This window comes from Pseudomonas protegens (assembly GCF_003363755.1).
Classification (GTDB): domain Bacteria; phylum Pseudomonadota; class Gammaproteobacteria; order Pseudomonadales; family Pseudomonadaceae; genus Aquipseudomonas; species Aquipseudomonas danubii.
On record NZ_CP031396.1, the window covers coordinates 5,934,367 to 5,952,936 of the forward strand.

Genomic DNA, 18,570 nt, shown 5'->3' on the forward strand with positions numbered 1-18,570 from the left:
GCTAAACCTGCCGACGCGGTCCAGCAGGACAGTCCACCGGGTTCTGTTCACAGCTATGTGCCGGTCTTTGTATCGCTGGAAGGGCCTGCGGCCCTTGTCGCAGCCTCGCCCTAGGCTCGGCAGCGGCTACAGTGGCTCTTTATCTGGAGATACCTAGGCGGTGCTTTTGCGCAGGGCGGCGTGTTGCGGGTTGAAGGTCAGTACCGCCAGCAGGGAGAACACCAGGGTCAGGCAAAGGCACACCGCCAGGGCCAGGAGGTTGAGGCGTTGATACAGGGCGAAGCGCACCAGCTCCACGGCGTGGGTGAAGGGGTTGAGGGCGCACAGCCAGTACAGCCAGGGGCTGGCGTCGAGCATCTTCCACAGCGGGTACAGCGCCGAAGACAGGAAGAACAGCGGGAAGATCACGAAGTTCATCACCCCGGCAAAGTTCTCCAGTTGGCGGATGGCGTTGGACAGCAGCAACCCCAGGGCGCTGAGCATCAGGGCCACCAGCAGCAGGGCCGGCAGCGCCGCCAGCAGGCCCATGGCCGGCGGCTGCACGCCATACAGCCAGGCCACGGCGAGGAAGGCGTAGACCTGCAGCAGCGAGATCAGCGAGGTGGCCAGCAGCTTGCCGGCCAGCAGGAAGGCCCGGGGCAGGGGGCTGGTGAGCAGCACGCGCATGCTGCCCATTTCCCGGTCGTAGACCATCGACAGCGAGCCCTGCATGCCGTTGAACAGCAGGATCATGCAGGCCAGCCCGGGGACGATGTAGACCTCGTAGGGAATGTAGGTGCTGTAGGGCTCGATGATGGCGATGCCCAGGGCGGCGCGAAAGCCGGCGGCGAACACCAGCAGCCACAGCAGGGGCCGCACCAGGGCGCTGAGAAAGCGTGTGCGTTGCAGCACGAAGCGCAGCCATTCGCGCAGCACGATGCCGCGCAGGCACTGCCAGTAGGCGTTCATGCGAGCGGTTCTCCGATCGGCGCCGGGCGCGGCTGGGGATTCTGGGTCAGGCGGGCGAAGGCCATGCTCAGGTCGCCGCCTTGTTGCTGGCTGATGGCGCTGGCCACGCCACTGGCCACCAGGCGCCCCTGATGCAGGATCAGCAACTGGTCGTCGGCCTGCACTTCATCCAGCAGGTGGGTGGTCCACAGCACGCTCAGGCGCTGTTCCTGGCACAGCTGGCGAATGTGTCGGTTGAGGGCCAGGCGGCTGGCCGGGTCGAGGCCGGCGCTGGCTTCATCGAGCAGCAGCAGGCGCGGTTCATGCAGCAGGGCGCGGGCGATTTCCACCCGCCGGCGGTGGCCGCCATTGAGGGCGCGCACGCTCTCCCGGCGCCGTTCGGTGAGGCCCTGGCGCGCCAGTTCGGCGTCGATCCGTGCCTGGCCCTGGCGCCGCGACAAACCGTGCAGCGCGGCGTGGTAGTGCAGGTTCTGCTCGACGCTCAGGTCCAGGTCCAGGGTGCTTTGCTGGAACACCACGCCGAGCTGGCGCAGGGCGGCCCGGGCGGCGTTGCGCAGGGAGCAGCCGCCGACGCGGATGTCGCCCTGCTGCAGGTCGTAGAGCCTTGTGAGCAGGGCGATCAGGGTCGACTTGCCAGCACCGTTGGGCCCCAGCAGGGCGGCAAAGCGCCCGGGAGCCAGGCTCAGGCTGACCTGATCGAGGGCCTGGCGCGGGCCGTAGGCGAAGCTCAGCTGGCTGACCTCCAAAGCGTTCATGGGGTCACCACCACGCCCCAGGGATAGCGCCCGACCTTCACCGACTTGAGCACCTTGAGGCTGTTGACGTCGATCACCGAGACATCGCCGCTGACCCCGTTGGTGGCCAGCAGCATGCTCTGGTCCGGGGTGAATGCCAGTTGCCAGACCCGCCGCCCCACCAGCAGGTAGTCGAGGATCTCGTAGGTCTTGGCGTCGATCACCGCCACGTGGTTGGCCGGGCCCAGGGCGACGAAGGCGTACTTGCCGTCGGCGCTGAGCTTGATGCCCACCGGCTGCACCTTGTCCGGGTGCACGCCCTTGATCTTGAAGTTCAGGGTCTTGAGCACCTGGCGCGTGGCCACGTCGAGGATGGTCACGGTGCCGCCGATTTCCGCCGAGGCCCAGAGCCTTGAGCCGTCCTGGTTGAACTCGACAAAGCGCGGGCGCTGGTCCACCAGGGTGCTGTCGGCCAGGGTCTGGGTGCTGGTGTCGATCCAGTGCAGCATGTTGGTGGTTTCGCTGGTGTTCACCGCCCACTTGCCGTCGGGGCTCACCGCCATGCCCTCGGGCTCGACCCCGACGTTGATCTGGCCGAGGACCTTGGCGGTCTCGGTGTCGATCACCGTGACCAGCGCATCGTCCTCGTTGGACACGTACAGCCAGCGGTTGTTGGGGTGCAGGGCGAACTGCTCGGGGTCCTTGCCGGACGGCAGCTCCTTGATGATCTTGCGGGTGGCCACGTCCATCACCTGGACCCGGTCCGAATCGCTGGCGCAGATGTACAGCAGCTTGTTGTCATGGGACAGCAGCAGCCCGCGCGGGCGCTGGCCCACCGGCAGGGTCTGGGTGACTTCCAGGGTCTGCAGGTCGATCAGGCTCAGGCTGTTGTCCTTTTCGTTGGAGACCCAGGCCGTGGCGGCCATGGCGTGCCCGGCGGCGAGCAGCAGGCCCGCGCAGAGGGCGGAGCGGCAGAGAAGAGGGCGGCGCATGGCGGATTCCTTGTTGTTGTGGTGATGGGATCAGGGGTAGCGGCAGGTCACTTCGGGGCGGTCGTAGCCCAGGCTGTCCATTTCGTTGAAGGGGTGCAGGAAACCGTCCTGGGGCGAGGTGCTGACCAGGGCCCGGGGCTGCACCAGGGGAATCGGCTGGCGCAGTTCGCCGTTCCACGGCCGGTAGCTGAGCTTGCGGCCCTTGAAGCCGTCCAGCGGCAGCTGGTCGCTGAGCAGCAGCGTCTGCAGGGCCCGCGGGTCGGCCTGGCGCAGTTTGTTCACGGCGCTGGCGACGCTGCGCACGGCCATCCAGGCGGCGAAGTCGCGGTCGTTCATCCAGCGCCCGGCCTGGGCTTCGAAGCGTTTTTGCAACTGTGCGGCGCCGAAGGTCTCGACGCTCTTGTGCCAGCCGGTGGGGGTCAGGCCCTGGGTGCCGGCCACCGGGCGCGGGTACCAGGTCTGGTAGGGCAGGTATTCGCCGAAATCGCCGCGTTCGTCGGCCACCAGCACCACGTCGTATTCGGCGGTCTGGGTGAACAGCGGCATGTCGGCCTGGGCGCTGCGGCGTTGGTCGTTGTCGAAGCTCCAGGCTTTCTCGGCGACGATCTTCAGGCCGAAGCGCTGCATGGCCCGGCGCAAGGCGTCGGCGTAGGCGCGGTCATCCTCGGTCTGGCCGACGATGAGCAAGGCCCGCTGCCATTTGCGCAGCACCATGAACTGCACCAGGGCGTCGGCCAGCATCGCCCGGCCGGGCAGGCTGTGCAGCACGTTGCCCAGGCACTGGCTGCTGCGCAGGGCATCGTCGGGGCTGCCGGCGTTGAACAAGAGGCTGTCGGGCAGGGCGGCGGACAGTTCCCGCAGGCTGGCCGCCGGGGCATTCACCACGAACAGCCGCAGGCCCTGGTCGTGCTGGGCCCTGGCGGCTTGCAGCAGCGCCTCGGGGCTGTCGACGCTGGCGCTGTCGAGCTGGAACTGCTGCTTGAGAAAGCGCCCGGTGCTGTTGCTGTCGACAATCGCCAACTGGGCGCCTTGCAGACCGGCGTCGGCGGGCTCGGGGATGATGTTGGACAGCAGCGGGCCGGGGTCGGGGCGATAGCCCAGGTAGCCGATGCGCACCTGCAAGGGTTCCTCGCTGGCCTGGCTGGCGCTCAGGGGCAGCAGGAGCGAGGCCAGCACCAGCAGGCAAGTCGGGATAAGCGGGGCAGGCTTGTGCATAGGGCGCTCCACGGCAGGTGGCGCCAGCATAGGAACAGCGTCGGGGCGGGGAAATATGCAGAAAGTAGCGCCCGGGCAGTACCAAGGTAGTAACCCGGCGCGGGCGCGGCGGTCTTAGCATGGTCCCAGCGGCCTCGATCCTGGCCTGAATCTGCTCCGAACCCTGAGCCCGAACCTTGAGAGCGACGCCCATGCGCATCATCAAAGTGCTGCTCCTGCCCTTGCTGCTGATCCTCAGCCTGATCGGCGTCGATCGCCTGCACGGCCCGCGCCCGGTCGTGCCCCTGGCGGTGCCGCTGGTTCCGGGGCGCTAGGCATGTCGGCGCTGTGGCGGATCAACCTGTGGGTCACGGCGTTCTTTGCCGTGGTGACCCTGGCCTGCGCCGGCTTGCTGCTGCATCAGGCGGTGGCCGATGTCGAGCGTGAACTGCAGTCCGCCGCAGCGGTGGTGGAGTACTTGAGTGACAGCGCCGAGCGCAACCCGGCGGGGCTGCAACCGCATCTCACCCAGAGCCTGCGCCATGTGCGGGTGCACTGGCTGGGGCCGGACGAGGCGGCGCGCATGCCGGAAGAGGCAGGGCTGGACGCCTGGCTCGGCCGCCAACTGTTCAGTGACCGTCGCCACAGCGCCCGCGAACTGGACCTGGGCGACGGCCGCCGGGTGCTGATCGCCGTGGACGCGCGGGATGAGATCGATGAAGTCTGGGATTCCCTGCAACAGCTGTTGAGCCTGTGCGGCCTGGCCCTGCTTTTGAGCCTGCTGACCATCCGCTGGGCAGTACGTCGGGGCATGGGCTTGCTGGATGATTTGCTGCGGGCCTTGCAGCAGGTGTCCGGCGGGCAACTGGCGGTGCGCCTGCGCGAAGCCGGGCTGCCGGAAGCGCGACAACTGGCCGGACACTTCAACCGCATGACCGCGACCCTGGAGCAGACCCGGGCCGACAATGCACAACTGACCCGGGCCCTGCTGGCGGTGCAGGAGCGCGAACGCACCTACCTGGCGCAGACCCTGCACGACGACCTCGGGCAATACCTGGCAGGCATCCGCGCCCAGGTCTGCCTGCTGCGCATGGTCAGCGGCCAGCCCACGGTGGTGGAACACACGGCCCAGGCCCTGGAACTCAATTGCGAACGCTTGCAGCAGGGCTTTCGCGCCCTGGTGCAGGACCTGTACCCGGTGGTGCTGCAGCACCTGCCGCTGGCCGAAGCCTTTGGCCTGCTGGTGAGCCAATGGCAGGACAGCCAGGGCATCGACTGCCAATTGCGGGTCGGCGCCGACCTGCCGGCGTTGCCCGACGCCAGCAAGACCCACCTCTACCGCCTGCTGCAAGAAGCGCTGACCAACGTCGCCCGGCACGCCGGCGCCAGCCAGGTGCGGGTGCGCCTGCAACGCAGCGCCCGGGGCCTGCGCCTGCTGGTGCGCGACAACGGATGCGGCGCGCGCCAGCCCCAACGCCCCGGCGTCGGCCTGCACTCGATGGCCGAACGGGCCCGCAGCCTGGGGGGTGAACTGCACATCCTCAGCCGTCCCGGCGCCGGTTGGGCGCTGGCCTTGAACATGCCCCTGAACATGCCCGTGGAGGCCTGATGAACATCTTGTTGGTGGATGACCACGCCGTGGTTCGCCAGGGTTACGCCAGCCTGCTGCGCGCGGTATTGCCGGCGATGCAGGTGCGCGAAGCGGCCAGCGGCGAAGAAGCCCTGACCCGGGTCGCTGAAGAAGTGCCGAACCTGGTGATCATGGATTTCGGCCTGCCGGGCATCAGCGGCCTGGAGACCACCCGCCGCCTGCGCCAGCGCCTGCCGCAACTGCGGGTGCTGTTTTTCAGCATGCACGACGAACTGCCCCTGGTGCGCCAGGCCCTAGAGGCCGGCGCCTCGGGCTACCTGACCAAGAACTCCGCGCCCCAGGTGCTGATCGAAGCGGTGCACCGGGTGCTGGCCGGGCACGCCTACATCGAACAGCCCCTGGCCACCCAACTGGCCTGCACCCCGGCGCAGAACGCCAGCGACCCGCGCTTGCAGAGCATGACCCAGCGCGAGCTGGAGATCTTCGTGATGCTGGCCAAGGGCACCCCGGCGCGGGTGATTGCCGAGCAGCTGTGCATCAGCGCCAAGACTGTGTCGAACCATTTGACCTTGCTCAAGAGCAAGTTGCAGGTCAGCTCCCATGCGGAGTTGGTGCATTTGGGGATTGATATGGGGGTGGTGCGGGTGGCGGGGTGAGGGGGGGCAGTTGGGGCTAGGGGATTGAGGGCGTATCCGGTGCTGTGGTTATGGCGGTTTTGCCCTGACTACGGAGATTGGGATGGAGTACATATCCGTTGCTGCGGGTGCGGCCACTTAGGGTTTCGCCCTTACGGCGAGTCCCTTTTTACAAACGCCTAAAAAGGAACCAAAAACGCTTGCCCCTCCATGGGCCCCTCGCTGGGGCTCGGGGTTCCCTCTCTCCGGCATTGCTCCGGGGGCCCGCCGCCAACCGGCCATCCATGGCCGGGTGGCGGCTAGCTCGGCATCCATGCCGAGCTGCCCCCTACGCAACGCCTACGCTCGGCCGGCTGGGAAGGGGCCGGAAGATCAAGATCAAGATCAAGATCAAAAGCCAAAGCCAAGGTGCGCAGGCCGGCTCCTTGTAGCCGCTGCCGAAGGCTGCGAACGAGCGCTCGCGCTCGCAAAACCAGGCGGCGCGATAGGTCAGGAATATCGGGGAGGCAGGTTTAGCGTCTCCTGCGGAGCCGGTCGCAGCCTTCGGCAGCGGCTACATGTAACGCGAACGGCAGTGAAACAGGCCGGCAGGCCGCCGTCAGATTCTGCTTTTGATCTTGCTTTTGATCTTCCTGCCCCCTTAGACACGATGGCCGAACGCAGGCATTGAGCCGTGGGTAACCCGGCAGGACGCCGGGTTAGCCGCACTGGGCCATGGATGGCCCATTGCGGCGGCCCACGGATCAATGCCGGAGTTCGGGCATGCCGAGCCTAGGCGAGGCACCGAGTGGAGGGGCAGGAGCCTTTGGTTACTTTGGGCTTTTCAAAGTGACTCGCTGTAAGAGCGAAACCGCCAGCGGCTGCACCCGCAGGAACGGATATGTACCCAACCCCCTACTTATCCCAAGTCCCCGGACACCCCTGGCACCCCTCCATATTGGCATCCTGAAAATTCCCATAATGCTGCCGCGCCCCGCGCAAATCGGCGCGTTCCAGATTGCTCTCACCCAACTTGGCCTCTTGCAGATTGGCATCACTCAGATTGGCCCCTTGCAGATCGGCCTTGCTCAACCAGGCCATTTCCAGATCCGCCGCTTGCAGGTTGGCCCGGTGCAGCTTGGCCCCGGACAGCCGGGCAAATTGCAGGTAGGCCGCGCTGAGGTTGGCGTTCTCGAATTGTGCGCCCTGGGCAAACAGGCCCCAGCCCTGAATGGCCATCAGCTTGGCGTCGGTAAAGTCCGCCAGCCGCAGGTTGCTCTGTTGCAGGCTGGCACGGGTCAGGTTGGCGCCTTGCAGGCGGGCTTTTTCCAGATTGGCCAGGTCCAGCTGGGCATGGCGCAGGTCGGCGCCGGAGAGGTCGGCGCCGGCCAGGTTCATCTTGCGCAGGTCCTGGTTGGCCAGGTTGGCGCCGCGCAGGTTGGCGCCCGGGCATTGGCTGGATTCGGCAATCAGGCAGCCATTGATGGTCAGGGGTACATCGTTGCCGTCGTCGTCGACGTTCACCGCGAAGGCGGGCGAGAGGCCCAACAGCAGGACCAGGGGCAGGTAGTTCATGGTGCGGTTCTCCAGGCGGGAGTGAGGGCGGGTGGGGCGAGGGCGCTGGCGCCCGCTGGACCGGCCGGCGCCCCGGGGGCGTAGCCGTCGTGCACCCGGCCCACGCGGTAGGCCTGAGCTATCGCGTGGGCAGGGTTCGGAGCCGCTGCGCGGCCCAGCGGGCGCCAGCGCCTCGCCACCAGTCGGTCAGCGCTGGGCGGTCTTGTTATCCCAGCTCGGGATCTTGAACACCCAGAACGAACCGCCTTGGGCCACCGGCTTGGTCAGTTCGGCCATGTCGCCACCCCACAGCGGCACCGCGCCGCCGTAGCCCACGGTCACGCCGATGTACTGCTCGCCATCCTGTTCCCAGGTGATGGGCGGCGAGACGATGCCGCTGCCGGTCTGGAATTTCCACAGCTCCTTGCCGGTCTTGGCGTCGAAGGCCTTGAAGAAGCCGTCGCCGGTGCCGGTGAACACCAGGTTGCCCTTGGTCGCCAGGACGCCGGCCCACAGCGGCAGCTGCTCCTTGTGTTCCCACACCAGCTTGCCGGTGGTGGGGTCCATGGCGCGCAGGGTGCCGACGTGGTCGTCGTACATGCGCTTGATGCGGAAGCCCATCCCCAGGTAGGCCGAGCCTTTCTTGTAGTTCACTTCCTCGGTCCAGTACTCCTCCTTCCACTGGTTGCCGGGGATGTAGAACAGCCCGGTGTCCTGGCTGTAGGCCATGGGGTTCCAGTTCTTGCCACCCAGGAACGGCGGCGAGACTTCCACCGGCTTGCCCTTGGTTTCACCCGGCAGCGGCTTGGCCGGACGCTGGCCTGCGTTTTCCACCGGGCGGCCGGTCTTGAGGTCGATGTGGCTGGCCCAGGTGATGTTGTCGACGAAGGGGAAGGCGTTCTGCAGTTTGCCGTTGTTGCGGTCCACCACGTAGAAGAAGCCGTTGCGGTCGGCGTGGCCGGTGGCCTTGACCACCTTGCCGTCCTTGTTCTTGTAGTCGAACAGCACCAGTTCGTTGTTGCCGGAGAAGTCCCACGCGTCGTTCGGCGTGTGCTGGTAGAACCATTTCACTTCGCCGGTGCTCGGGTCGACGCCGACCTGACCCGAGGTGTAGAGGCTGTCGTAGTCGTGGGGGTTGCCGTCTTTCGAGGTCCGCGCCCAGGTGTTCCACGGGCCGGGGTTGCCGGCGCCGACGATGATGGTGTTGGTTTCGGCATCGAAGCTGGCGCTCTGCCAAGGGGCGCCGCCGCCGTGGCTCCAGGCTTCGACCTTGCCGGTTTCGGTGGTCTTGTCATCGGGCCAGGACGGTGCCTTGACGTCGCCGGTGGGGGTGCTGTCCTTGCCGTTCAGGCGGCCCATGTGGCCTTCGACGAAGGGCCGCATCCACACCTCTTCGCCGGTGTCCGGGTCGCGGGCGAACAACTGGCCGACCACGCCGAATTCATCGCCGGAGCTGCCGTGGATCAGCAGCACCTTGCCGCTGGTCTTGTCCTTGATCAGCACCGGGGCGCCGGTCATGGTGTAGCCGGCGCTGTGGTCGCCGAACTTCTTGTTCCACACCACCTTGCCGGTGTTCTTGTCCAGGGCGATGACCCGGGCGTCGAGGGTGCCGAAGTAGATCTTGTCGCCGTAGATCGCCGCGCCGCGGTTGACCACGTCGCAGCACGGGCGAATGTTGTCCGGCAGGCGGTGGTTGTAGGTCCACAGGCGTTTGCCGGTCTTGGCGTCGAGGGCGAATACCCGCGAGTAGGAACCGGTGACGTAGACCACGCCGTCGCGGACGATGGCCTGGGATTCCTGGCCGCGCTGCTTCTCGTCGCCAAAGGAGTAGGACCAGGCCGGGGTCAGCTTGAACACGTTTTTATCGTTGACCTGGGCCAGGGGGCTCCAGCGCTGGGCGTTGGTGCCCATGCCGTACTGCAGCACGTCCCGGGTGGTCAGGTGGTCGTTGGCGATGTCTTCCCAGGTGACGTTCTTGCTGGCAGGTGCCGCCGGGGCGGTAGCCGCTGTGGCCGCCGCGCCCAGGGACAAGCTGGTGGTCAGCAGCAGGGCTTGGACGGCGAGGCTCAGGGGGGAAAGGGCGGGTAGCGATCTTATTGTCATGGTTGCAGTTCCCAGTGGAGGTTTTGGCCTGACTAGGGTCTGCCGCGAGACGCGCTTTGAGATACGGAAAAAGTCCCGCCTTTGCCGGGAAAAGTTCCCGGGCGGCACCTGATTTAGGCCCGCGCCACAAGCCCTACTACCAAGGGAGTAGGACGCGACCACCAAAGCAGCATACGGCCGCCCGCCGGCTGTTTCTAAGATGGCGCCATGGCCTCTGTAGCGAGGTCTTGCGTGCAATCTTGAGGGCATAACAATGACAACAAAACGCAACGCCTTGCTCGCGGTAGGGCTGCTGACCGGTGCCTTGGCCACCGGCGCTGTATGGGCCCATGGCAACGTGGTGCCCCAGGCGGTGGAAACCCAGGGCCTGACGCCGATCAAGGATGCCGGTGTGAGCCTCGATGGCGACGGCTGGGCCGCGCTCAACCCCTATCGCACCTCGCCCGAGCGCGACAAGGCAGTGGAAATCGGTGCCTCGGCCTACAACCAGAACTGCGCCGCCTGCCATGGCCTGGAAGCCAAGTCCGGCGGTATCGCCCCGGACCTGCGCATGCTCGATGCCGGCGAAGCCGGGGATGAATGGTTCGTCGAACGGGTGCGCCACGGCGCGGTGCGCGATGGCCGGGTGTACATGCCGAAGATGGCCGACTACCTGAGCCAGGAAGCCCTGTGGGCGGTGCGCACCTACCTGGACAGCGTGCGCGTCGAGGAGTGATCGCCATGGGCCGCCTCGGCGTGTTCCTCAGTGGCTTGCTGCTGTGCTGCGCGGCGGCGCAGGCCGGGGTGCGCAACTACGACACGATGATCGCCTCCGGTGAGCTGAAGGTGGCGGTGTACCAGGATTTTGCCCCCTACAGCTTCGAGGACCAGGGCCAGCCCCGGGGCGTCGACGTCGAGTTGGCGCAAGCCCTGGCCGAGGCCCTGGGGGTGCGCCTGCAACTGATCTGGGCGCCCCCCGGTGAGAAGCTCGACGACGACTTGCGGGATTACGTCTGGCGCGGCAGTCCGCTGCGCCATCAGCAGTTGGCCGACCTGATGATGCGCGTGCCCTACGACCACGACTTTGCGCAAAAGCGCAACGAACTGGGAGAGCTGACCAACGATCACGTGGTGATGTTCGGCCCCTATCAGGAAGAGCGCTGGCAGGTGGCATTCGACCGCCGCCGGCTGGACTCGGTGGCCAGTGTCGCGGTGTTCCAGCAGCACCCCATTGGCGTCGAGGTGGACAGCGTGCCGTCGTTCTACCTGACCTCGGTGTTCAACGGCATGCTCAGTGCCAAGACCCATCATTACCCCAGCGTGCAGCAGGCCTTCGGCGCCTTGCGGGCCGGGCAGGTGGACGCGGTGATGGCCATGCGCGGGGAGATCGACTGGCAGTTGCACCAGGCCGCTGATCCGCAACTGGCCCTGGCGGAAAACGCCTACCCGAACATGGGCAAGCAGGTGTGGGAGATCGGCATGGCGGTGCATGAAAGCAACCGCCAGCTGGCCTATGCCGTGGAGGAGGCCCTGGAAGGGTTGATCCGCGACGGTCGCCTGCAGGCGCTGTACGCCCGTTATGGCCTGCGTTACGAGGTCCCAGAGATGTATCAATAGGAGCTGCGATGAACTGGCGAGCGACCTGTCTGCTGGCGTGCTGGCTGCCCTTGGCGACCCCGGCGCTGGCCGCCGATCCCCAGGCCCCGGGTGCGGACCCGGTGCCCTCGGTGATGTGGGCCTTCTACCACAAGCAATTGCTGGGGGACGCGGCGTTCGTCTTCGATGACCGGGTCAAGCTGCTGGCGCCGCCCTTTGCCGAGGACGCGCGGCAGGTGCCGCTGGAGATCGACGCCCGGGCCTTCAGCGGCGACGTGGTGCGCATCCTTGCCTGGGCCGAGCTCAACCCCTTGCCGCGTATTGTCGATTTCGTGCCGGGGGAGCGGGTGCTGCCCTGGCTGTCGATCCGCATCCGCATCGAGCAGGCCACGCCGCTGCGCGCTGCGGTGCAGACCCGCGACGGCCTGTGGCACGTGGGCTCGACCCTGATCGATGCCGCCGGTGGCGGCTGCACCGCCCCCAGCGTGGTGCGCACCCAGCCCGGCTGGGAAGAGCACATCGGCGAGGTGCTGGGCGGGCGTTACCCCCGGGGTGATGCCAGCCGTCTGCGCCTGCAAGTGTCCCACCCGATGGACAACGGCCTGGTCAGCGGCATCCCCGAGTTCTTTCTCAACCACGCCGAATTGCGCGACCCGAACGATCAGCTTCTGGCCAGCCTCGAACTGTTCCCGGCGGTCAGCGAAAACCCCAACCTGGGGTTCGACATCCAGGGGCCGGGGCAGACCCGCTTGCTGTTGCGCGACAACAGCGGCAACCAGTTCGAGGCCAATCTGCCCTGAGCGCATCCTTTGACCCACCCGAGCCGAGGCGCACCATGCGTTGGATCCTGCTGTTGCTGCTATGCCTGGGCCTGCCGGCCCGGGCCGACCTGGACTATCAACTCAAGCCCCGGCAGATCGCTGAGGGCACCTGGCTGCTGGAAGGCAGCACCGACAATTTCGCCAAGGCCAATGGCGGCAATATCGTCAACACCGGGTTCATCGTCACCGACAGCGGGGTGGTGGTGATCGACAGCGGGCCGTCCAAGCGCTACGGCGAAGCCTTGCGCCGGGCGATTGCCGCCACCACCGACAAGCCGGTGATCCAACTGCTGTTGACCCATCATCATCCCGACCATGTGCTGGGCAACCAGGCCTTTGGCGATGTGCCCATCGGCGCCCTGGCCGGCACCGGCGATCTGCTGCGCCAGCAGGGGGACGCCATGGCCGAGAACCTGTACCGCCTGGTCGGCGACTGGATGCGCGGCACCGAGGTGGTGTTGCCGACCCAGGTGCTGGAGCCCGGGGTGCTTGAGGTGGGCGGGCATCGCTTGCGCCTGCTCAGTTTGAGTGGGCACACCGGTGCCGACCTGGCGATTCTCGACGAGAACACCGGGGTGCTGTTTGCCGGTGATCTGGTGTTCTACCAGCGGGCGCTGACCACCCCCAACAGCCCGGGGCTGGAGGCATGGCTCAAGGACCTGGACACCTTGCAGGGCCTGCCGTGGAAACTGATCGTTCCCGGGCACGGACCGGTGGCCAGCGATGCTGCGCCCTTTGCCCAGATGCGCGACTACCTGGGTTGGCTCGACGGGTTGATGCGCGACGGCGCGGCCCGGGGTGACGACATGAGCGAGATGATCCGCCGCCCGATCCCCGAGCGTTTTGCCGGCATCAGCCTGACTCGCTACGAGTTGATCCGCAGCGTCAGCCACCTGTACCCGCGTTACGAACGCCAGCGCCTGCAGCGTATCGACGGCCTGTAGGCGCCGGCTGCCGCTCCAGTACCAAGGAACTAGAAAACTCCGCACTGCGGGCAATTGTTGGCAAACAGGCCGGGACCAAGAATTCCCGGCAGACCGGGAAAATTTCCCGGGAACAACAATAACCGCAGAGGTAGCCGTCATGACCCAACCCCCACGTCGTCCCTGTTTCGCCGTGAGCCTGGTGCTCAGCGCCATGCTGCTGTCCAGCGCGGCCCTGGCCGCCGTCACCGATGAAGAGATCCTCCAGGACCCGAAGAACCCGCAGCAGATCGTCACCAACGGCCTGGGTGTCCAGGGCCAGCGCTACAGCCCGCTGGACCTGCTCAACGTCGATAACGTCAAGGAGCTGCGGCCTGTCTGGGCCTTCTCCTTCGGCGGCGAGAAGCAGCGCGGCCAGCAGGCCCAGCCGCTGATCAAGGACGGGGTGATGTACATGACCGGCTCCTATTCCCGGGTGTTCGCGGTGGATGCGCGCACCGGCAAGAAGCTCTGGCAGTACGATGCGCGCCTGCCCGATGACATCCGCCCGTGCTGCGACGTGATCAACCGCGGCGTGGCGCTGTACGGCGACCTGGTGTTCTTCGGCACCCTGGACGCCAAGCTGGTGGCCCTGAACAAGGACACCGGCAAGGTGGTGTGGAGCAAGAAGGTCGCCGACCACAAGGAGGGTTACTCCATCAGCGCCGCGCCGATGATCGTCAACGGCAAGCTGATCACCGGGGTCGCCGGCGGCGAGTTCGGGGTGGTCGGCAAGATCCAGGCCTACGACCCGAAAAACGGCGAGCTGCTGTGGATGCGCCCCACCGTGGAAGGCCACATGGGCTATGTGTACAAGGACGGCAAGGCCATCGAGAACGGCATTTCCGGCGGCGAGGCGGGCAAGACCTGGCCGGGCGATCTGTGGAAGACCGGCGGCGCGGCGCCGTGGCTCGGCGGCTACTACGACCCGGAAACCAACCTGCTGCTGTTCGGCACCGGCAACCCGGCGCCGTGGAACTCCCACCTGCGCCCTGGCGACAACCTGTATTCCTCGTCGCGCCTGGCCCTGAACCCGGACGACGGCACCATCAAGTGGCACTTCCAGAGCACCCCCCACGACGGCTGGGACTTCGACGGCGTCAACGAGCTGATCTCCTTCAACTACAAGGAGGGCGGCAAGGAGATCAAGGCCGCCGCCACCGCCGACCGCAACGGCTTCTTCTACGTGCTCGATCGCACCAACGGCAAGTTCATCCGCGGCTTCCCCTTTGTCGACAAGATCACCTGGGCCACTGGCCTGGATAAGAACGGCCGGCCGATCTACAACGAGGCCAGCCGTCCCGGCGCCCCGGGTAGCGAAGCCAAGGGCAGTTCGGTGTTCGTCGCCCCGGCCTTCCTCGGCGCCAAGAACTGGATGCCCATGGCCTACAACCGCGACACCGGGTTGTTCTATGTACCGTCCAACGAGTGGGGCATGGACATCTGGAACGAAGGCATCGCCTACAAGAAGGGCGCGGCGTTCCTTGGCGCGGGCTTCACCATCAAGCCGCTGAACGAGGACTACATCGGTGTGCTGCGGGCGATCGACCCCATCAGCGGCAAGGAAGTCTGGCGCCACAAGAACTTCGCGCCGCTGTGGGGCGGGGTACTGACCACCAAGGGCAACCTGGTATTCACCGGCACGCCTGAAGGCTTCCTCCAGGCGTTCAACGCCAAGACCGGCGAAAAGGTCTGGGAATTCCAGACCGGCTCCGGGGTGCTGGGCTCGCCCGTGACCTGGGAAATGGACGGCGAGCAGTACGTCTCGGTGCTCTCCGGCTGGGGCGGCGCGGTGCCGCTGTGGGGCGGCGAAGTGGCCAAGCGGGTCAAGGACTTCAACCAGGGCGGCATGCTCTGGACCTTCAAGCTGCCCAAGGACCTGGTGAGCAAACGCTAATCGTAGGAGCCAGCTTGCTGGTGAAGGCGCCCGCACGACCGCTTTCGCCGGCAAGCCGGCTCCTACAAAGCCCGGGATATCCCTGCCGACCGTAGGAGCCAGCTTGCTGGCGAAGAGGCCCGCAAGAGCGCCTTCATCGGCAAGCCGGCTCCCGCACAGGGCAATCAACCTACGACCAAATGACGAGAGCCCCCCCTGCCAACGATGCATTCGTCCGGCCCCCGGGGCTCTCTACCATCGGTCCATCGCCTGTCGTCGGACAGGCCTCGACCAGCAGAGGCTCAGCATGATCTACGCACAACCCGGAACCCCAGGCGCCGTCGTGTCCTTCAAGCCACGCTACGGCAATTTCATCGGCGGCCAGTTCGTGCCGCCGGTGGCTGGCCAGTACTTCACCAACACCTCGCCGGTGAACGGCGAAGTGATCGCCGAATTCCCCCGTTCCAGCGCCGCCGATATCGACAAGGCCCTGGACGCCGCCCATGCCGCCGCCGAGGCCTGGGGCAAGACCAGCGCCCAGGACCGTTCGCTGGTGCTGCTGAAGATCGCCGACCGCATCGAGCAGAACCTGGAGATCCTCGCGGTCAGCGAGACCTGGGACAACGGCAAGGCGGTGCGCGAAACCCTCAACGCCGACGTACCCCTGGCCGCCGACCACTTCCGTTACTTCGCCGGTTGCATCCGCGCCCAGGAAGGCGGCGCCGCCGAGATCAACGAACTGACCACCGCCTACCATTTCCACGAACCTTTGGGTGTGGTCGGGCAGATCATCCCGTGGAACTTCCCGCTGCTGATGGCCGCCTGGAAACTCGCCCCGGCCCTGGCCGCCGGCAACTGCGTGGTGCTCAAGCCCGCCGAGCAGACCCCGCTGTCGATCATGATCTTCGCCGAGCTGATCGCCGACCTGCTGCCGGCCGGCGTGCTGAACATCGTCCAGGGTTTCGGCCGTGAAGCCGGCGAGGCCCTGGCCACCAGCAAGCGCATCGCCAAGATCGCCTTCACCGGCTCGACCCCGGTGGGCTCGCACATCATGAAATGCGCCGCCGAGAACATCATTCCGTCCACCGTGGAACTGGGCGGCAAATCGCCGAACATCTTCTTCGAAGACATCATGCAGGCCGAGCCCAAGTTCATCGAAAAGGCCGCCGAGGGCCTGGTGCTGGCGTTCTTCAACCAGGGTGAAGTCTGCACCTGCCCGTCCCGCGCCCTGGTGCAGGAGTCGATCTACGAGCCGTTCATGGCCGAGGTGATGAAGAAGATCGTCAAGATCAAGCGCGGCAACCCGCTGGACACCGAGACCATGGTCGGCGCCCAGGCATCGCAGCAGCAGTACGAGAAGATCCTCTCCTACCTGCAGATCGCCCAGGAAGAGGGCGCCGAGCTGCTCACCGGTGGCGCCGCCGAGCGCCTGGAAGGCGACCTGTCCAGCGGCTATTACATCCAGCCGACCCTGCTCAAGGGCCACAACAAGATGCGCGTGTTCCAGGAAGAAATCTTCGGCCCGGTGGTGGGCGTGACCACCTTCAAGGACGAAGCCGAAGCCTTGGCGATTGCCAACGACAGCGAGTTCGGCCTGGGCGCCGGGCTGTGGACCCGCGACATCAACCGTGCCTACCGCATGGGCCGGGCGATCAAGGCCGGTCGGGTGTGGACCAACTGCTACCACCTGTACCCGGCGCATGCCGCGTTCGGTGGCTACAAGAAATCCGGCGTGGGCCGCGAGACCCACAAAATGATGCTCGACCACTACCAGCAGACCAAGAACCTGCTGGTGAGCTACGACATCAACCCCCTGGGCTTCTTCTAAGGGCAAGAAAGGGCGGGGTAGTTGGGTGCTGCCCCGCTTTGTGTGGCAACGGCGCGACGTCTTGGGTGGACGTCGCGCCGTTTTTTTTAGAGACCCCGATCCCCTCAACTTGCGCCATCCTGTAGCCGCTGCCGAGCCTCGGCGAGGCTGCGCAAAGGCCCGCAGGGCCTTGCCTGACCATCTCCCGCCAAACCCGCAGCGGCCTCAAGAACGCTGCGGCCCTTCGTGCCGTTCGCAGCCTGCGGCAGCGGCTACACAACCTCGGATCGACACTGGCCCTGTAGCCGCTGCCGAGCCCCGGCGAGGCTGCGCAAAGGCCCGCAGGGCCTTGCCTGACGATCCCCCGCCAAACCCGCAGCGGCCTCAAGAACGCTGCGGCCCTTCGTGCCGTTCGCGGCCTGCGGCAGCGGCTACACCAACCTCGGATCGACACCGGCCCTGTAGCCGCTGCTGAGCCACGGCGAAGCTGCGCAAAGGCCCGCAGGGCCTTGCCTGACGATCCCCCGCCAAACCCACAGCGGCCTCAAGAACGCTGCGGCCCTTCGTGCCGTTCGCAGCCTGCGGCAGCGGCTACACGTGCGCCCAGCCCCTACCAACGCACCCCGCCGGCTCGTCCCAAAGTAGCATTCGGCCGCCGCGTGCCCCGTGCATTAATGCCTCTACCGGAATCGTCCGGCACAACAAGAGGATTGACCCCATGTGGCATAAACCCGCGTACACCGACCTGCGCATCGGCTTTGAAGTGACCATGTACTTCGCCAACCGCTGAGCCGTCCCGCTCCGGCTGGCCCGGGTGGCGGCCGGAGTCTTCTGCCCCTTTGGAGCACACCATGCATATCCGCATTCTCGGTTCCGCGGCGGGCGGTGGTTTTCCGCAGTGGAACTGCAACTGCCGCAACTGCGCCGGGGTGCGCGACGGCAGCCTGCGCGCCCAGCGCCGTACCCAGTCGTCCATCGCCTTGAGCGACCACGGCAACGACTGGATCCTGTGCAACGCCTCGCCGGACATTCGCGCACAGCTGGAGTCCTTCCCGGTGCTGCAACCGGCCCGGCACTTGCGCGACACCGCCCTGGCCGGAGTGATCCTGCTGGACAGCCAGATCGACCACTGCACCGGCCTGCTCAGCCTGCGCGAAGGCTGCCCGCATCAGGTCTGGTGCACCGAGATGGTCCATCAGGACCTGTGCAGCGGCTTCCCCCTGTTCACCATGCTCAGCCACTGGAACGGCGGCTTGCAGTGGCAGCCCATCCACCTCGATGGCCGCGAATTCAGCCTGCCGGCCTGCCCGGACCTCGCCTTGCGGGCCATTGCCCTGCGCAGCAGCGCGCCGCCGTATTCGCCCCATCGCGGCAACCCGCACCCGGGGGACAATATCGGCCTGTTCATCGAGGACCGGCGCAGCGGCGCCAGCCTGTTCTACGCCCCGGGCCTGGGGCAGGTGGATGAGGCCCTGCTGGAATGGATGGACCGCGCCGACTGCCTGCTGGTGGACGGCACCTTGTGGCGCGACGATGAAATGCGCGTCTGTGGCGTCGGCGACAAACTGGGCAGCGACATGGGCCACCTGGCGCAAAGCGGCCCCGGCGGCATGCTCGAGGTGCTGGAGCGCTTTCCCCGGGCGCGCAAGGTGCTGATCCACATCAACAACACCAACCCGATCCTCGACGAAGACTCCGCCGAGTGCGCCGAGCTGACCCGCCGCGGCATCGAAGTGGCGCATGACGGCATGGACATCCATCTCTGACGCCACCCGGTCCCTGTAGCCGCTGCCGAGCCA

Annotated in this window: 17 protein-coding genes; 11 read left to right on the top strand and 6 right to left on the bottom strand. The window is 66.5% G+C overall.

What is annotated here, in order from left to right; genetic code table 11:
• Window positions 1–153 precede the first annotated feature (153 nt).
• Genes DWF74_RS26895 through DWF74_RS26910 form a run of 4 tightly spaced genes read right to left on the bottom strand, consistent with a single transcriptional unit; the run spans window position 154 to window position 3,889 of the window.
• On the bottom strand, window positions 154–948 hold the full coding sequence (locus DWF74_RS26895) for an ABC transporter permease (RefSeq protein ID WP_115582045.1): 795 nt from the start codon (window positions 946–948) through the stop codon (window positions 154–156).
• Complete coding sequence (locus DWF74_RS26900) at window positions 945–1,703, bottom strand: ABC transporter ATP-binding protein (RefSeq protein ID WP_115582046.1); 759 nt, start codon at window positions 1,701–1,703, stop codon at window positions 945–947. Before DWF74_RS26900 ends, DWF74_RS26895 begins: the two co-directional genes overlap by 4 nt.
• The gene (locus DWF74_RS26905) at window positions 1,700–2,674 is read right to left on the bottom strand and encodes a YVTN family beta-propeller repeat protein (protein ID WP_115582047.1); all 975 of its coding nucleotides are present in this window, start codon (window positions 2,672–2,674) and stop codon (window positions 1,700–1,702) included. The genes DWF74_RS26900 and DWF74_RS26905 overlap by 4 nt, the downstream gene beginning before the upstream one ends.
• A gap of 30 nt (window positions 2,675–2,704) precedes the next feature.
• Complete coding sequence (locus DWF74_RS26910; protein ID WP_115582048.1) at window positions 2,705–3,889, bottom strand: ABC transporter substrate-binding protein; 1,185 nt, start codon at window positions 3,887–3,889, stop codon at window positions 2,705–2,707.
• A gap of 191 nt (window positions 3,890–4,080) precedes the next feature.
• Here DWF74_RS26910 and DWF74_RS30835 point away from each other — a divergent pair, with 191 nt between their 5' ends.
• Genes DWF74_RS30835 through DWF74_RS26920 form a run of 3 tightly spaced genes read left to right on the top strand, consistent with a single transcriptional unit; the run spans window position 4,081 to window position 6,115 of the window.
• Window positions 4,081–4,203: a hypothetical protein gene (locus DWF74_RS30835; RefSeq protein ID WP_019092738.1), complete on the top strand. Its 123-nt coding sequence runs from the start codon at window positions 4,081–4,083 to the stop codon at window positions 4,201–4,203.
• Between the two features lie 2 nt (window positions 4,204–4,205).
• On the top strand, window positions 4,206–5,477 hold the full coding sequence (locus tag DWF74_RS26915) for a sensor histidine kinase (protein WP_115582049.1): 1,272 nt from the start codon (window positions 4,206–4,208) through the stop codon (window positions 5,475–5,477).
• A complete protein-coding gene (locus DWF74_RS26920; protein WP_060838517.1) occupies window positions 5,477–6,115 on the top strand; it encodes a response regulator in 639 nt (212 codons plus the stop codon). The genes DWF74_RS26915 and DWF74_RS26920 overlap by 1 nt, the downstream gene beginning before the upstream one ends.
• Before the next feature lie 873 nt (window positions 6,116–6,988).
• On the opposite strand, the gene DWF74_RS26930 is transcribed toward DWF74_RS26920, so the two are convergent.
• Complete coding sequence (locus DWF74_RS26930; RefSeq protein WP_115582050.1) at window positions 6,989–7,648, bottom strand: pentapeptide repeat-containing protein; 660 nt, start codon at window positions 7,646–7,648, stop codon at window positions 6,989–6,991.
• Window positions 7,649–7,834: 186 nt separating this feature from the next.
• A complete protein-coding gene (gene exaA / locus DWF74_RS26935) occupies window positions 7,835–9,730 on the bottom strand; it encodes a quinoprotein ethanol dehydrogenase (protein WP_115582051.1) in 1,896 nt (631 codons plus the stop codon).
• 253 nt (window positions 9,731–9,983) lie between these two features.
• Here exaA and pedF point away from each other — a divergent pair, with 253 nt between their 5' ends.
• The 8 genes from pedF (at window position 9,984) to pqqB (ending at window position 18,537) form a co-directional block, all read left to right on the top strand.
• Complete coding sequence (gene pedF, locus DWF74_RS26940; RefSeq protein ID WP_115582052.1) at window positions 9,984–10,445, top strand: cytochrome c-550 PedF; 462 nt, start codon at window positions 9,984–9,986, stop codon at window positions 10,443–10,445.
• Window positions 10,446–10,450: 5 nt separating this feature from the next.
• A complete protein-coding gene (locus DWF74_RS26945) occupies window positions 10,451–11,326 on the top strand; it encodes a substrate-binding periplasmic protein (protein ID WP_115582053.1) in 876 nt (291 codons plus the stop codon).
• An 8-nt stretch (window positions 11,327–11,334) separates the two neighbouring features.
• Window positions 11,335–12,105 (top strand): quinoprotein dehydrogenase-associated SoxYZ-like carrier, encoded by a 771-nt coding sequence (locus DWF74_RS26950; protein ID WP_115582054.1) that lies wholly within the window; start codon window positions 11,335–11,337, stop codon window positions 12,103–12,105.
• Between the two features lie 35 nt (window positions 12,106–12,140).
• Window positions 12,141–13,070, top strand: coding sequence for a quinoprotein relay system zinc metallohydrolase 1 (locus tag DWF74_RS26955; protein ID WP_115582055.1), 930 nt, complete (start codon window positions 12,141–12,143; stop codon window positions 13,068–13,070).
• A gap of 139 nt (window positions 13,071–13,209) precedes the next feature.
• Complete coding sequence (gene pedH / locus DWF74_RS26960) at window positions 13,210–14,985, top strand: PQQ-dependent alcohol dehydrogenase PedH (protein ID WP_115582056.1); 1,776 nt, start codon at window positions 13,210–13,212, stop codon at window positions 14,983–14,985.
• Window positions 14,986–15,271: 286 nt separating this feature from the next.
• Window positions 15,272–16,792, top strand: a complete 1,521-nt coding sequence (exaC, locus tag DWF74_RS26965; RefSeq protein ID WP_115582057.1) for an acetaldehyde dehydrogenase ExaC — start codon at window positions 15,272–15,274, stop codon at window positions 16,790–16,792.
• 697 nt (window positions 16,793–17,489) lie between these two features.
• The gene (gene pqqA, locus DWF74_RS26970) at window positions 17,490–17,561 is read left to right on the top strand and encodes a pyrroloquinoline quinone precursor peptide PqqA (protein ID WP_011060521.1); all 72 of its coding nucleotides are present in this window, start codon (window positions 17,490–17,492) and stop codon (window positions 17,559–17,561) included.
• Window positions 17,562–17,622: 61 nt separating this feature from the next.
• Window positions 17,623–18,537, top strand: coding sequence for a pyrroloquinoline quinone biosynthesis protein PqqB (gene pqqB / locus DWF74_RS26975; RefSeq protein ID WP_115582058.1), 915 nt, complete (start codon window positions 17,623–17,625; stop codon window positions 18,535–18,537).
• Window positions 18,538–18,570 lie beyond the last annotated feature (33 nt).